Raw genomic sequence first — 16,992 nt, 5'->3', positions numbered from 1 at the left:
TGGTTTCTAACCGTTTTAACCTATTTTATTGCACAATCCAACAGTTTTTCTTGAGTTACTTCCTCACGTGTGAACTCGCCAGTAATGGTACCGTCACGGAAAACCAGTACTCTGTCGCACATTCCGATTATCTCCGGCATATCGGAAGAAATCATTATTACCCCCTTTCCACTAGCAATAAAAGTATTAAGCAGCTTGTAGATTTCAGCTTTAGCACCTACATCAACGCCACGCGTTGGCTCATCAAGTATCAGAATATCTGAATTAGCAGCAAGCCACTTTGCAATTACAACTTTCTGCTGATTTCCACCAGAGAGATTCCTTACAACAAAATTTTCATCAGGTGCCTGGATTTGAAGAACATCAATGAATTTGTTTGCTAAATCAGTTTCTTTCTTTCTGTTTAAAAATCCTTTGGAAATTATTCTCTTAATGTTAGCCATGCTGACATTCTCTTTAATAGACATTAGTAAAACAAGTCCTTGGGTTTTTCTATCCTCAGGAATAAGTGCAATACCATATTTCGTTGCATCCTGAACGCTGTTTATTTCTACTTTTTTGCCTTTAATAAAAATTTCTCCGGAATTCTTTTTGTTTTTATCCGCACCAAAAATAGTCCTGGCCATTTCTGTTCTGCCAGATCCAACCAGCCCGGCAATACCAAGTATCTCTCCACGATATAAAGTAAAGCTGATATTTTTCAATTTGCCAGGTCTGTTAAGATTTTTTACTTCTAAAAGAGGTTCACCTCTTTCAGCAAATTCTTTCGGATACTCATTTTCAAGCTCTCTTCCTACCATCATGGAAATAAGCTTTTTTCTGTCGAATTCATTAACATCTCCGGTATGAATATGCTTGCCATCACGCAGTACAGTCACTGTATCTGCGATTTCGAATATTTCTTCCAGACGGTGAGATATGTAAATTATAGTGATCTTCTGTTCTTTTAATTTTCTAAGTATGGTAAATAAAATTTCTAGTTCAGCATAAGTAAGGGTTGCTGATGGTTCATCCATTATGATAATTTCAGAATTATAAGAAAGTGCTTTACATATTTCTACCAACTGTTGCTGCGCTATTGACAAATTATTTACATATTCTTTCTCGTCAATATCAGATCCAATACTGTCTAACAGTAATCTTGCATTATGATTTAATTTATTCCAGTTTACCAGATGTGTCTTCTTATTTAGAGGCAGACGGCCAATAAAAATATTTTCTGCCACAGTAAGGGTTCCCACCAGCTTAATCTCCTGATGTACTACACTGATACCCTGTGCTATTGCCTCTATTGGAGAATTAAATTTTACGTTCTTGCCTTTTAATACCAGGTAGCCTTTATCAAGAGAATATGCTCCGGATAGTATCTTTATCAGCGTTGATTTTCCTGCTCCATTCTCTCCTACAAGGGCATGGATTTCACCCTTTTTTATATTAAAGCTGACATCATCTAAGGCAACTACACCAGGAAATGATTTAGTAACATGTTTTATTTCCAATATATTTTCAGACATATCACACCTCTACGCTTTCCTGTTCTTAATTGACTTATAAAGATCTGTTCCAACAGCAATTATTAATACAAGCCCTCTTATTGCAATTTGCAGATTTGAATTAATATTTAACAATGTCATACCATTTGTTAGCATACCTACAAATATTGCTCCAAGTAATACACCTAAAACTTTACCCTTTCCCCCGCTCATACTGGTCCCGCCGAGCACGCATGCTGTAATTGCTTCAAAGCCCCAGTTGGAGCCGTTGGCTGGCTGTGCTGAGTCTAAACGTCCGCAGAGTATGATTGCTGCAACGGCTACCAAAGTACCGCATATAATGTAGCTAATCAGACGAACTCTCCTAACATTAATTCCGGAAAGATAGGCGGCCTCATCATTACCACCCGCCGCAAAAAGGAAACGGCCATAACTGGTTTTTTCTGAGACAATAAATGAAATAACATATACAACCAGTACAATATATAAGGGAAAAGGTATATTAAACAAATATCCGCGCCCTATATATTCGATCTCAGGAGGGAGATCCAAAACTGGATATGAATTAGTCCAGAGGAATGCCAACCCTTGTGAAACAAACATCATTCCACAGGTAGCAACAAAAGGCAAGAAATTAAAATATGATACTAATACACCGTTACATAGACCTACTAAAGCTCCGACCAAAAGGCATATTATGATGGCTATTGCGGGATTCACATTTTTATTAACTATTAAGTCTGCAAATACAATTCCGGTAAATCCTACGGTTGCACCAGCAGATAAGTCAATTCCTCCGCCAACCATACAAAAGAACATTCCCGCTGATACTATTGAAACCATTGAAACCTGTCTGAGTACATTAAGTAAGTTGCTGGATGTCAGAAATGAGTCTGTAATAATACTGAGTAAAATAAATAGTACAATTACTATGTAAATTATAAAGTAATTAGAATTTAGAGACCGGAAAGCCGATCTTAAGAAGCTTTTATTTCTTTTGATAGGGCTACTTGTTGGTCCTACACTGATCTTCATTATGCATTCCAACCTTTTCATCTAATATTTTGTTTTAGATTCTTTTTCAAGAATGATTATATTTCTAGTCAATGATGATTACAATGGACTCAGGAAAGAATGATTTGCAAAAACAACTAATATGATTACCTCTGAATTTATAATAATTACAGGTAATTTATAAAAATCAATGATTTTATTGATAATAATAGTTAATTATACACGATATTCAGAAGGTGAAACTCCAACAATTTTCTTAAATACACGTGTAAAATACTGTTGGTCTTCAAATCCTACCAGATTTGCAATTTCATATAAATAATATTTCTTTGAAGCCAATAATTCTTTGGCCTTTTGTATTCTTATGAGATTAATATATTCATTTACAAACATACCTGTTTCAGCTTTAAATAGCTGGCCAAAGTAATTTTTACTATAATGCAGCTCCTTTGCTATGCTTTCCACATTTATAGGTGTATTATATTTTTGTAAAATAATTTGTTTAGCTTTGAAAACAGCGTTTTTACCGCTGTCATTCCTGTTATTCATTATCTCTTTACAAATATTTCTGATCAATGAAGTGAAAAATTTTTCAACCTGGTTAATTGATTGATTGCTAAAATTCATATTTAATAAATTAGTTCCTTGTTTCTTAATAAAGCTATCAAGATTATCGCATTCTTTTTCCAATAAAATCAAACAATCTATCAGAAGCTTGCTAAGTAATAATTGAATAGACAAGACATGGTATTTGTCAGGCTCACTTCTTATGCTGTCAAGATAATCAGATAATGATTTAATTGCTTCCTCTGGCTTATTTAGCCAGATTTTCTCAATTACTTCCTCAGTTCTAAAACTCAGTGGAGCTTTTTCACGCTGGTCGGGCAAGTTGTATGTATCAAATATCTGACCAGATCCATATAGTAATTTATATTTTAGAGCATTAAAAGCTGAATCATATGATTGTTTAAGGTTTAATGGATTTTTAACCGTCTCACCAATTCCAACATTTAGAATAACCTTATAGATCTCTGCCATTTCATTAATAAGAAGCTCAATATTCTCTATAAAATAAGGTAAATCCTTCTCAATATTGGCAGGGCACCATACCACTGATACAATATTGCTTGATATACTAAAGCAATCGCAATATATCCATTCAGATACTATATTTTGAATTATATCCATTATTTTAAATAGCCTAATTTCATTGTCATCACTTTGGCTAAGCAATTCTGATTCAATAGTGTCAATTTCCACAAGTGCTACTCGAATTGGTTGGCTTTTTATGCTTAAATTTAAGAAATTCCTTTGTTTTTCAAATTCAGTCAATGTAATATTATTTTGAATAAGATCTATAAAAAAGCGTTGTTTAATTAGTGGTTTTATTTCATTTGAGCGCTGAACCAGATCTGCAATTTCCTTATCCAATAAATTACGGTTTTTTAATTTACGCACAATTTTATAATATATTTTCATTATATCCCCACGGGTAAATGGCTTAAGAATATAATCAATAACTCCGTATGACATTACCTGCCTGGCATATTCAAATTCGTCATATCCGCTCAATATAGCTACTGCAACATCCCGGGAATTTGCATACTCCCGCATCTTTTTCAGGAAAGAAATACCGTCTATAATTGGCATCCTTATATCCAAAATCACAGCATCAATCTGTTCCTGCTCCATAATTCTTAATGCAGTGGCTCCATTATCTGCTTGTAAAACATTATCATTATTAATGCTTTTAATAATACTTGCTACAGAATCACGTATATGCTTTTCGTCATCAACAACCAGAAAATTATACACTGGCATCCTCCTTATATATAATGGGTACTTTTATTTGGGCTACCGTCAGTTCGCCACGTTTTTCGTACCTTAATCCATAATTTTCTTTATAATAATAACGAATTCGGCTATGAACATTAAGCATGCCTATTCCATATTCTTGAGCAGGTTCTTCCATCTGAAGCATTTGGTTCATTTCGTTGATTTTATCAATTGAAATATTACCATTATCTGCCACTTCAAAAATCAGAATATTATCCTCCTGTCTGGCAGATATCCGTATAAAGCCATTTTTTATTCCTCTTCCCCTTATTCCGTGATATAGTGAATTTTCAGCCAATGGCTGAAGAATTATTTTAATGATATAGTATCCCATTACATCCGGTTCTACATCAATTTGATAATCAAATTCATTGCTATAGCGGTTTTTTTGTATTTCAAGGTAGCACCGTACATGTTCTATCTCATCGCAAACTCTAATCGTTTCTTTTCCACGGTTAACGCTTATTCTAAATAATTTTGACAACGAATTTGTAACCAGTTCAACACTATCCGTATCCCCAATATTTGCTAACCAGTTGATTGATGATAAAGTATTATATAAAAAATGTGGATTAATTTGCAATTCTATAGCACGATATTCTGCTTTACGACGTTTTTCTTGTATGTCAGAAATATGCTCCATAGATTTTTTTAATCTTTGAGCCATATCACTGAAACTATTTTCGAGCATTCCAATTTCATCTGTTGAGCTTCTGACAACACCTGTATCCAGGTTATCTATTTTTAGTGCATCTACCTTTTCTTTTAATTTCCGTAAAGGATAAGTAACATAGCTGGCCAACACTAATGCAAGTATAATACACAGTATTACGCATACTAATACAATAACTATAGTTGACTTATATATATCATTTACTGGAAACATTTCTGAATTATACGGTATCAGCTCAACTATCCGGTAACCGTTGATGTGATTTGTAAGATAGGTAATAATATAAGGTTTTTTATTAAGTTTTGACTTAATACTTTCACCATCGTTGAAATCTGAAAAACCTGTATTATATGCTTCAAAAAAATTTCTCCCAATTTTTATCTTATCAGATGAAGACAATATAATATTATTTTCATTTAATAGTAATATATCACCATAGTCCATGAAGGCCTTATTAAAAGTGCTTTCATAAATATTCGCCATGCTTATGCCAAGTTTGGCATTATGATTTGTATAGTCCTTTATTATGCGTATATACGGAATTAATATATCCCTGTTAAGGAATAGTGGTTCACCAATAAAAAAATTTCTATCACTTTCAATATTATCCTTAAACCAATCTATTCTTTCCATGTCAGAAATATTAAACAGGGGTACTGCCTGGTTAGTATACACATTTTCTGAAAGACTGAACAGATATATAGAATGTATCTCGGGATAGTTATTGAATCTATAGAGCTTGGATTTTGCGGAAGAAGTAATTGAGGGATGAGTATTTTTCTCCCCGCTTTTTAGCAGGGTTAATACAGAGTCATCCTGTGAGATTCTGATACTTTCTGTCTGTATAATTCTTATTCTCTCATCTATCATAGTGGTAATGAGTTTTAGATTTGCAACACTGACTCTTATCCTTTCATTTTGAGAATAATGAGAAATAATTGAAATTGATAAATAACCTACTATTACAACAGGAACTAGTGACATAATAAGAAATAAAATAATCAGCCTTGTTTTTATAGAAAAATTACTCAAATTGCCGATCCTTTTCAAATGACCCCTCACCACCAACAAGTCCTGTTGTTATTATAGCATAATAATAAGTTAAAAAATGTACCAGCTGTAGTATTTCATTGTACAATTTTATATTATATAAAGCAATAGAAAAAAACCGGATATTTTATCCAATACCCGGTTTTCTGGCTTTCAAAACCAATATATTACCATAAATAATTATTAATATTTCCCTCAAAATTATTCATATTCCTCAAAGAATCTTATACTGTCCAACTCTTTACGGAAAGCTTCTTGTTCTTCAGGAGTAAATCTCTTTAACGGATAAGTTGCATAGCCAACTTCAAAGCCAAGTTTCTCAAGTGCATCTCTTAATCCTGTAATAACGCCATACTTCAAAAGTATATTAATAACCCTGTTAACTTTAAACTGAGCTTCCTGGGCTGCAGCAATATTTCCAGCATGGAAATTTTCATAAATTTTAACATATAACTTAGGCATAATATTGTATGTAGCTCCGATTCCACCATCTGCTCCCATAATAAGACCACAAAGAAGTGTTTCATCAGGACCGTTTATAACATTAATATCACCATTATTAAGCTCTTTTAGTTTTCTCATTTCATAATAATCATAGCTGGTCCATTTCAGCCCAATCATGTTTTTGATTTTCAGCATTCTATCTACCATATCCGATGTAATTTTAACACCTGACAGTGGAGATGCGTACATCAACAATGGCACATCAGATGCATCAGAAAGAGCCTGATAATACTGGGTTATCTCTCTTTCAGAATAGCCATAGAAGAATGGTGGAACTGAAGATATTGCATCAACACCAATATCGGAAGCGTGTTTTGCCAAATCAACCGCTGTTCTTAAGTCAATAGCCCCTACATGGTCTATTACAACTCCTCTGCCTTTTACTTCGTCTACCATGATTTCAGCCATCATTTTTCTTGCTTCCGGTTTCATTACAGTACCTTCACCTGTAGCACCGCAGATATAAAATCCGGAACAGCCTGCGTCCAGATGCCAGTTAATTAACTTTCTTAATACTTTTTCTCGTATTGAACCGTCTTCATTCAACGGAGTTATGATTGCCGGCATTATACCCTTGAATTTTACATTACTCATTCATTAATACTCCTCTCTTAATAATTAATCATTGATTATCATTTTAATGCTGATAATATAATTTCTATTATTATCCTCTTTATTATATATCATATTTTCAAGAATAAAAATAAGAATTAAATAAAGGATTGAATAAATGTAATCATATTGAATTAGCTGAAAAAAATAGAAAAAACCATTAGCAAACTCGCTTCGCTCGGGGATTCAGTGAGGGTCTTGCAATCCCCCACTGAACAAGGTTGCTAATAATTTTACTTCAATTCAGCTCCCGCTTATAGAAGTGAGAGATTTCTTGATACCTGGTTAAACTAATACTGGTTGTATCTGCCTACCCTTCAATGCTTCCTCTATAGTAGGAATAGTTAGTTCAAATCTGGCTACAAGAGAATTACATTTTTTATCAGGATCATCCTGTTCGAAAGGAATAAAGTACATATTTTTTCTGTTTAAAAGTATTCCCAAGTTCTTTGCATTTGCCCCAAGCCCGTCGTTGGTTGAAATGCCTAAAACTACAGGTTTATTATTTCTCAAATGAGCTTTAACAGCCATAGTTACAGAAGTATCGGTAACTGCGTTGGCAATTTTAGATAAAGTATTGCCAGTACAGGGCGAAACAACTAGTATATCTAACATTGACTTCGGACCAATCGGCTCAGCTTCAACAATAGTTGAAATAACAGGTTTTCCGGTCATAATCTCAAGCTTCGTCATCAGGTCCGATGCTTTCCCAAATCTTGTATCAAAACTTTTTACAGATTCAGAAACAATAGGAAATACTTCTGCACCTTCTTCAATTATCTTTTCAAGCTCAACCATTACTTTTGAAAAGGTACAAAAAGAACCTGTAAGAGCATAACCTAATCTTAAGCCTTTAAGCCTCATTTTTACACCCCCAGTTCATCAATAATATTATAAACCGTTTCTTTTATGATATATGCGGCAGTTACCGGAGCAACTTTACCGGGTAAGGACAGCGCCCAAATAACCTTCAATCCTAATTCTTGTGCACATTCAAAATCAATTCCGCCAGGTTTCGATGCCAGATCAATAATAAGACAGTCCTTGTTTACTTTGTTTAGCAGACTGCTATCCAATATCATATGAGGTATGGTATTAAAGATTACGTCCATATCCGGAATATATAAAACCAGTTCATTCATTGGTACAGGCCTGTAGCTATAGCTTTTGATGGAAGCAAGGTCTGAGTATTTTCTTGCTGCACAAAAAACATTTGCACCAATACCCAAAAGCATTTTTGAAAGTATCTTTCCTATTCTGCCGAACCCAAGCACAAGAACATTACTGTTATGTAAGGTTATTGGCAATTCTTCCATGGCAATCTGTATTGCTCCTTCAGCTGTTGGTATTGCATTCAGTACAGCCAGTTCTTCTCTTTGAAGTAAGTCCACAGTATATACATTGTAAATCTGGGCAAGCTGTAATATTTTTTCACTTATCCTTCCTGCAACAAATAATTGATTTTTTTTCATTATTTTAAAAACTTCTTTGACATTTATTTTTTCAGAATGAAAGGGGGCATTTATATTTTCATCATCATTTGAGCATGGAATAGGTCCTATTACTACATCTGATTCATCAATAGCTGCTTCAAGATCCTGGCTTTCCTTGGTTTTCAGCTCAAATCCTGCCTGATTAAAGCCATATATATTAACAGTATTACCTTCCTCTGCTAAAATATCTGCAAGTTTAATACTTCTTAAGTCCCCTCCAATAATCGTAAACTTTTTGTTTGTAATCATTTAATCCCCCCATAAGTAATACCTGATATTGACAACTAATATATCTTATGTAGATGGTATTTTATAAGTGCTTGTTCGCTTAAAACATAAAAAAGCCTGGTTTTCCAGGCTCTTATTTTTTCAGTACTTGAAAGTATAAGGCAATATCTGATTTAAGATAAAATATAAGACATTTAATATTTACATTTAATATTTATCGTTATATTGGATTATTTGCAATTAGATAAACTATTACAATAAAGCTTCAATATCATGCTTTATATTTCCTACCGCTGAAAATCCGATATTATCCATATCAAAGACTTGATCTATTATTTGATGCACACTTTCCATGGTTATTTTATCAATTTTATCTAGAACTTCATCCGGAGTATATATTTTATTCAACATGAGCTCTGATTTTCCGATACTGTTCATCCTGCTGCTTGTACTCTCAAGACTCAGTATAAAGCTTCCCTTAAGCTGCTCTTTTGATTTTTCCAACTGGTCCCTGGTAATCCCCTGGGCTTTAAAAGCTTTTATTTCATCTTTTATTCTACACAATACTTCTTCCAACTTGTCAGGATTCATACCGGCATAAACTGTAAACAGCCCTGCGTTCTTATAAGAAGAAGGATAAGAATATATTGAATATACAAGTCCCATTTCCTCACGTATTTTTTGAAAAAGCCGGGAACTCATTCCTCCTCCCAAAACATTATTTATTGCAAGAAGAGAATAAAGATTATCATTTCCCTGCTCAATACCTTCAAAAGCCAGGCAGATATGCACCTGTTCGGTATCCTTTTCCTTAATCCTTGCATCCTTAATAAACTTGACATCTTCAAAATCAGGCACCCTGTCATTTTCAACCTTCCAGTGGTCAAACCTTTCTTTTATGAGATCCAGCAGTATTTCTTCCTCATAATTTCCCGCTACTGAAATTACAGTGTTTTTGGGAGTGTAGTTTATCTTCATATATTCATGGATGGATTCCCTGTTAATTTTCCTGAGGGAACCCACATTTCCAAGTATTGGGAAGCCCAATGAATTCCCATGCCATACAGTTTCCGAAAGAATATCATGAACCAGTTCTTCCGGTGAATCTTCATACATGTTTATTTCTTCAAATACTATATTCTTTTCAATTTCAATATCTTCAGGAGAAAATTTTGAATTGAAAAACATATCACTTAATATGTCAATACCTATATTAACATGAGTATCTAATGTTTTAGTATAGTAGCATGTACATTCCTTACCGGTAAATGCATTTATCTGTCCACCTATGCTATCTATGCTTTCTGCTATCTCTTTGGCGGTTCTGTTCGTTGTGCCCTTAAAAAGCATGTGTTCAATAAAATGAGAGATCCCGTTGTTACCAGGACTCTCATTTCTTGATCCTGCCCCCACCCAAATACCTAATGAAACCGACCTTACATAGGGTATTTTTTCTAATACCACTCTTACTCCATTATCAAGGGTAATTTTTTTCAGCATATCTTTTTATCTATCTCCCGTAACAGTTGTTTAATTTTCCTTTTCATTTTTCTCAGCATCAATCAAGGCATCTTTCCTGGAAAGATTTATTCTTCCCTGTTTATCTATATCTATTACTTTCACAAGTATGTTATCTCCTATATTTACTACATCTTCTACTCTTTCTACTCTCTTTTTGTCAAGTTTTGAGATATGGACCAATCCTTCTTTTCCAGGAAGAAATTCCACAAATGCACCGAAGTTCATTATTCTATTTACTTTACCCAGATAAACCTGCCCGGGTGCAACTTCCTTTGCAATACCTTCAATTATTTGAATGGCTCTTTTTCCTGCATCTGTATCCGGTGTAGAAACAAATACTCTGCCATCATCTTCGATATCTATTTTAGCGCCTGTATCTGCAATAATCTTATTTATTATTTTCCCTCCAGGTCCTATCACATCTCTTATTTTTTCCGGATCAATATCAGTAGTCAGTATCTTAGGAGCATAAGGTGAAAGTTGCTTTCTGGGCTCAGGAATTGCCTTAAGCAATACTTCATCAATTATCTTTATGCGGCCTTTCCTAGTTAACTCAAAAGCTTCCTTTATGATATCATAAGTCAAACCATCAACCTTAATATCCATCTGGATTGCAGTGATTCCTTTCTTAGTCCCGGCAACTTTAAAATCCATGTCTCCAAAGAAGTCTTCTATCCCCTGAATATCAATAAACAGTTTATACCTGGAAGGTTGGTTTTCATCAACCACCAAACCTGAAGATATTCCTGCAACCGGAGCTTTTATTGGAACGCCGGCATCCATTAAAGCCAATGTGCTTCCGCATACACTACCCTGGGATGTAGAACCGTTAGACATAAGCACTTCCGATACCACTCTTATGGCATATGGAAATTCTTCTGGGCTTGGTATAACAGGCTCAAGAGCTCTTTCTGCCAGGGCTCCATGTCCTATTTCCCTTCTGCCCGGTCCTCTTGATGACTTTGCTTCTCCTACGCTGAACCCAGGAAAATTGTAATGGTGCATATATCTTTTTGTCTCTTCAAGGTCCACTCCGTCTAGCACCTGCACTTCTCCCAGAGCTCCAAGGGTTACTACAGACAATACCTGGGTCTGTCCTCTCTGGAACAGTCCAGAACCATGCGCTCTCGGAAGCAATCCTACTTCAGCATGAAGAGGACGAATTTCATCCATCTTTCTTCCATCAACACGCCTGTCTTCTTCAAGAATATATTCTCTTACAACTTTCTTTTCAAGCTTATACAAAGCATCAGCCATCTGTGTGGCGCTGTCAGGGAAAACTTCGGCAAAGTGCTCCTGGACCTCCTGGGTCAGTTGTGCTATTGCATCTTCTCTTTCCTGTTTATCTGTTGAAAGTACTGCCTGTCTCATTTTTTCGTAGGCGTATTCTTTTACTGCGTTATATATTTCCTCAGGTACTTCGAAAGAAGTATATTCAAACTTTGGTTTGCCTACTTCTTTTACGATGTCATTAATAAAATCTACAATCTTTTTTATCTCCTGGTGTCCGATTTTTACTGCTTCAAGCATGGTATCTTCACTTACTTCATTGGCACCGGCTTCAATCATTGTTATTTTTTCTTCTGTTGCAGCTAAAGTAACATACATATCACTTTTTTGTCTTTCATTGGCTGTTGGGTTTATCACAACTTTCCCATCCACAAGGCCAAGTGCAACAGCTCCTATAGGACCGTTAAACGGTATATCTGAAATACATATGGCTGCTGAAGCCCCGATCATTGCCGCTATTTCAGGTGAATTATCCTGATCTACCGACAATACTGTACATACAATGGCTACATCATTTCTCATATCCTTGGGGAATAGCGGCCTAATTGGCCTGTCAATTACTCTTGAAGTAAGTATGGCTTTTTCTGATGGCTTTCCTTCCCTTTTTATAAATCCTCCAGGTATTTTACCTACAGAATATAATCTTTCTTCATAATCAACGCTTAATGGGAAGAAATCAATACCTTCTCTGGGAGTCTTTGATGCAGTGGCTGTAGCTAAAATAACTGTGTCTCCATATCTTACAAGTACAGCTCCGTTAGCAAGCTGCGCTAACATACCTGTTTCAATAACCAGGGGTCTCCCTGCCAATTCCATTGAAAATTTTCTTTGCATAGTAATGCCTCCTTTGTTTATTAGCTGTAGAATATAATAAAGAGGCATAACAGAAAACGGACACCACAAAACAGAATTATAAGATGCTATTCTCCCGGCAATTCCATTCTCTAGTCTCTGTTCTCTGTTACTGCCTGTCACCTTATCATTTATTATATCTACAGCTTTAATTTAATTATTCTTAATATTATGTGAAATTATACTATTCAACTATTTCAAAAGCAATTTTTGATTCTTTTTTTGTAATACATTTTTTATTAATGTGATAAATATATCACTACTTTTTTATATAATCTTAAAAAAATAAGAACTTTTTATCCAAAAATATAATTCTTTATAAATAAAAATATTCTATATAAAATAAATAAAAACAATAGGCGGATTGCTCCGCCCATCCTTATTTTCTAAGATTAAGTTTTCCGATGATTGCACGGTACCTTTCAATGTCAACTCTCTGAAGATAATTTAATAAGCCCCTTCTTTGTCCAACCATCTTAAGAAGTCCTCTTCTTGAATGATGATCTTTTTTGTGAATTTTTAAATGCTCATTCAAATGATTAATTCTTTCTGTAAGTAAAGCAATTTGAACTTCAGGTGAACCAGTATCGTTTTCATGTAGCTTATACTGATTGATTATTTGCTGTTTTAACTCTTTTTGCATTAAAAAACGCCTCCTTATTTTTTATCCCCATTAGCCCGGTAACTGGCCGGAGTATCCAGAAACCGCGCAAATGGTTAAATATTCACGGTAAAAATTCTAGCATATATTCGCAAGATTGTAAACTACTAATAAAATGAAAACAAACATCCAAATACCACAATTTTCAACTTATTATTTATGATTCATTATCTATGGGACTATTTTTTACCACATTACTCTTTTCCCATTTCCCAGAAATATAATATATGAATGTAATAATGGTTGCTCCAAGACTGGCAATGGGAGCAGCAAAACCTAATCCCCACATCCCAAGATTCATAACCTTTCCAAGTAATATTGCGAATGGAATTCGAAATCCTATTGCTGCCAAAATTCCGCATATTGAAGATACTATGGTATGCCCTGATCCCGATATGACACCATTTAAGCAAAATGCGGCAGGTACAATAATATAATCAATGGAAAAAGACTTCAGGTACTCAACTCCTGCAGCAATCATATCAGGATCGTCACCAAACATGGACAAAATCTGTTCTGGAAATAACCGTGTAATTATAAACACAACAAGAGTAATTATAAAAGCCAGAGTAAATCCCACATGGAAAGTTCTCTTTGCCCTATCCACCATACCTGCTCCAATGTTTTGGGCAACCATTGCTGATACGGAGGAACCTACCGCAATGGCAGGTAATATAGCGAATCCGTTGTATTTACCCACTATTCCAAGAGCAGCCGAAGCACTCACACCCATGCTGTTTGCAATAGCAGTGAGAACCAGGAATGAAAAATTAACAATAACATTTTGTACAGATATAGGTATACCTACATTCATAAGCATGACAAAACGTTCTTTATAAAATCTGAATGAACTTAGTTTGAAATCAAATTCGAAGCCTTTCTTCTTAAGATAGACGATACAGGAAATCATACTAATGGCTTGTGAAATAATAGTTGCAAGGGCTGCGCCGGCCGCTTCCATTCCTAATCCACCGACCATCAGAATATCAAGGAAAACATTTACTATACAGGCTATTGTGACGAATATCAGCGGGCTTCTGCTGTCACCAAGCCCCCGTAATATGGCAGAAAAAGCGTTATATCCGAAAATAAAAATCGTTCCTGATAAAGTAATATTCAGATAATCCCTTGCCTGTCTGTAGGATTCTTCCGGCGTCTGAAGAAGCCTAAGAATATGGTCTGACAAGAGGGTCATTACAACGGTGAATACAACAGCCGCAACAAGCAATGAAGTAATCAGAGTCCTTATCGATTCATTCATGCTTTTTCTTTCACCGGAACCTAAATACTGCGCAATAACAACAGTGCCTCCCGCACTCAGTCCTATAACGATATTGGTCATAATAAATGTAACCTGTCCGCCAATATTTACACCGGATACTCCCGCAGAGCCAACATAATTTCCTACAATTAGCATATCAGCAACATTATATAGAGTTTGAATAAAGTTCGACAACATAAATGGCAACGCAAACAAAATCAATTGTTTAGCTACATTGCCTTCAGTTAGGTTTCTTTCAATAGATGATTTTTTCTCAATAGTTGCATTCTTAACAGCAAAGTCCTTCATAGATTAGTTCAACCTCAAATCTTTTTTACTTAAAGAAAACACAGTGACGGTTCTTTGAAGCACAGGGACGGTTCTTTTGCTTCCGCCTTTTTTATAAATCTATTCCGAGAAAATGTTTCACAAGAATACCTACTATAAAAGATAAAGCAGCTACTGACAGGCTGATTGTGGCCATTTCAGTAAATCTTTTCCTGAAAGGTAAATCTTTCGCCACTGAAATATAGTAGGTAAAAGCAAATATAATGGCAACTACAACAAGAAGCATGATAAGCAGGGCAGGCACATACTGCTTGCTTGGTAAAACAAGGTATGGCAGCACCAGCAGAATAACTGCGATAATATACATAATACCAGTATACAAGGATGACTTTAAGGGATTGGAATTACCTTCGGAACGTGCTGATAAGTATTCCGATGAAGCCATGGATAATGTAGCAGAAATCCCGGTAATCAAGCCTGAAAGAGCCACCAGTTTATTATTCTGCAAAGCAAAACTCAAGCCTGCCAGTGTTCCTGTCAATTCCACCAAAGCATCATTGAGTCCAAGCACCATTGAGCCTACATATTTCAGACGTTCTTCATCCAGCAAATCTATCAATGCCTGTTCATGCATTTGTTCTTCCTGATAAATTCTTTGTGCTTCGGAAACTTCCGAATTCAATTTTGAGTATATTTCCTGAGAAGTCTTTTCTCCATTTTCCATAACTTTAATGACAAAAGTATATCCTAAAATCATGCTTAATATACTGTAGAATAAAACTTTTAGCTTTTGAGGCTTCAGCTCTTTATTTGTATATTTTCCCCAGATCTTGCTGTGGGCTCCCTCTTCTTTGGCAATACGCTCCAGTACATCTCTGTCTGATTGTTTTTTCGTACGCTTTGCCAAATTCATATATATTGCCTGTTCAGTTATTTCGTTTTGCTGAAGCTGAAGAATCAGCTGCTTTGTTTTTTCCGATAATGGTATGGTCTGATGTTTCATATTTTCACCCTCTTTTCCCAGACAATTATAGTCATATAGTAATTATAATTATACCAGTTAATCTCTGGCTTTAACAATCCTTTAACAATCCTCTAACAATCCTTTTTGTAATAATTTTAATCATTACTATATGTTTTCGTATTTTTTAACATCTATCATGTATATTGACATAGTAATAATTACCTTTGAAGCAACAGAAATAAGATGTTACTATATTTAAACAAATGTTTTTGATTGGGGGTCAAAATGTTTAAGATAAATACTCATTTATTCGCAAAAATAATTATAGTTTTATTATTATCGTATATATGTTTTAGCACAATTGCATATACAAGTAGTCCTGTCTCTGCTGCAGGTACTGTTGAGCAGGCTACAGTGAAATATACTGTAAAAAGCGGAGATACCTTGTTTTTTATAGCAAAAAAATATAATACCACTGTAAGCGCTATTAAAAACTCCAGCAGAATTACAACAGATTTGATAATACCAGGGCAAGTTTTGACAGTGCCAGTATCTCTTACACCAGGATCTAACCTTTATTCCGTTAAAAGCGGAGATACATTATTTCTTATTGCCAGAAAACATGGTATAACGGTTACTGAGTTAATGCTGGCAAATGACCTTAAAACAGATTTAATAATGCCGGGTCAGATCCTTATTATACCTGTAAGAAGCATAAAACCTCTTAAGGATATATTAACTGAAAAAGGGATATCTCCCTCAGTTGCAGATTTAGAAATAGTTGTAGATAAGTCTGACCATACCCTTATGATTTTTTCACATGGTATATTATTAAAGACATATCATGTTGAAACTGGTGACGGCGGAATAGGAGACAAGCAAGTTGCGGGTGACCATAAAACACCTGAGGGAAACTTCTATATAACCCAGAAATCGGTATTGAATCCGGCAGATTATTATTTAGGTTCCAGATGGTTAAGATTAAGCTATCCTAACATTGAAGATGCACAGCGGGGCCTTAACCAGGGAATTATCGATAAAAACACCTATAATGAAATAGTAAATGCCATAAACCAGGGCAAGACTCCTCCTCAGTATACAGCTCTCGGAGGCGGAATAGGCATTCACGGAGGAGATATACCTGAATTTGGCAACAACTGGACATGGGGCTGTGTTGGACTAACGAATAAGGATATAGAAGAGTTTTATGATTTTGTAGATGTTGGTACAAAGGTTGAAATCAGAAGGTAAT

13 protein-coding genes are annotated in these 16,992 nt (G+C 35.1%); 1 reads left to right on the top strand and 12 read right to left on the bottom strand.

Annotated elements, in window-relative coordinates:
* Positions 1-20: 20 nt before the first annotated feature.
* The 12 genes from GXX20_12070 to GXX20_12015 form a co-directional block, all read right to left on the bottom strand.
* Positions 21-1,514: a sugar ABC transporter ATP-binding protein gene (locus tag GXX20_12070; protein ID HHW32385.1), complete on the bottom strand. Its 1,494-nt coding sequence runs from the start codon at positions 1,512-1,514 to the stop codon at positions 21-23.
* Between the two features lie 9 nt (positions 1,515-1,523).
* Entirely contained in the window at positions 1,524-2,336 is an 813-nt protein-coding gene (locus tag GXX20_12065) for an ABC transporter permease (protein ID HHW32384.1), read from the bottom strand.
* A gap of 387 nt (positions 2,337-2,723) precedes the next feature.
* Positions 2,724-4,322 carry a response regulator gene (locus tag GXX20_12060; protein HHW32383.1) on the bottom strand — a complete coding sequence of 533 codons (1,599 nt, stop codon included), beginning with the start codon at positions 4,320-4,322 and terminating at the stop codon, positions 2,724-2,726.
* Entirely contained in the window at positions 4,315-6,066 is a 1,752-nt protein-coding gene (locus GXX20_12055; protein HHW32382.1) for a histidine kinase, read from the bottom strand. Before GXX20_12055 ends, GXX20_12060 begins: the two co-directional genes overlap by 8 nt.
* A gap of 201 nt (positions 6,067-6,267) precedes the next feature.
* Positions 6,268-7,164, bottom strand: coding sequence for an N-acetylneuraminate lyase (locus GXX20_12050; protein ID HHW32381.1), 897 nt, complete (start codon positions 7,162-7,164; stop codon positions 6,268-6,270).
* Between the two features lie 303 nt (positions 7,165-7,467).
* On the bottom strand, positions 7,468-8,046 hold the full coding sequence (locus GXX20_12045; protein HHW32380.1) for a dipicolinate synthase subunit B: 579 nt from the start codon (positions 8,044-8,046) through the stop codon (positions 7,468-7,470).
* 2 nt (positions 8,047-8,048) lie between these two features.
* Entirely contained in the window at positions 8,049-8,924 is an 876-nt protein-coding gene (gene dpsA, locus GXX20_12040; protein HHW32379.1) for a dipicolinate synthase subunit DpsA, read from the bottom strand.
* A gap of 231 nt (positions 8,925-9,155) precedes the next feature.
* Positions 9,156-10,403: an insulinase family protein gene (locus GXX20_12035; protein ID HHW32378.1), complete on the bottom strand. Its 1,248-nt coding sequence runs from the start codon at positions 10,401-10,403 to the stop codon at positions 9,156-9,158.
* A 30-nt stretch (positions 10,404-10,433) separates the two neighbouring features.
* Positions 10,434-12,548 carry a polyribonucleotide nucleotidyltransferase gene (locus tag GXX20_12030; protein HHW32377.1) on the bottom strand — a complete coding sequence of 705 codons (2,115 nt, stop codon included), beginning with the start codon at positions 12,546-12,548 and terminating at the stop codon, positions 10,434-10,436.
* A 397-nt stretch (positions 12,549-12,945) separates the two neighbouring features.
* Positions 12,946-13,209 (bottom strand): 30S ribosomal protein S15, encoded by a 264-nt coding sequence (gene rpsO, locus GXX20_12025; protein ID HHW32376.1) that lies wholly within the window; start codon positions 13,207-13,209, stop codon positions 12,946-12,948.
* 175 nt (positions 13,210-13,384) lie between these two features.
* Positions 13,385-14,797, bottom strand: coding sequence for an MATE family efflux transporter (locus tag GXX20_12020; GenBank protein ID HHW32375.1), 1,413 nt, complete (start codon positions 14,795-14,797; stop codon positions 13,385-13,387).
* A gap of 91 nt (positions 14,798-14,888) precedes the next feature.
* The gene (locus GXX20_12015) at positions 14,889-15,779 is read right to left on the bottom strand and encodes a rubrerythrin family protein (protein ID HHW32374.1); all 891 of its coding nucleotides are present in this window, start codon (positions 15,777-15,779) and stop codon (positions 14,889-14,891) included.
* Between the two features lie 246 nt (positions 15,780-16,025).
* Here GXX20_12015 and GXX20_12010 point away from each other — a divergent pair, with 246 nt between their 5' ends.
* Positions 16,026-16,991, top strand: a complete 966-nt coding sequence (locus GXX20_12010; GenBank protein ID HHW32373.1) for a LysM peptidoglycan-binding domain-containing protein — start codon at positions 16,026-16,028, stop codon at positions 16,989-16,991.
* Position 16,992: the final 1 nt, after the last annotated feature.

The sequence above is a fragment of the Clostridiaceae bacterium genome, from assembly GCA_012840395.1.
Classification (GTDB): domain Bacteria; phylum Bacillota; class Clostridia; order Acetivibrionales; family DULL01; genus DULL01.
Note: the sequence above shows the minus strand (reverse complement) of the source record. Positions and strands in the feature narration are given on the sequence as shown.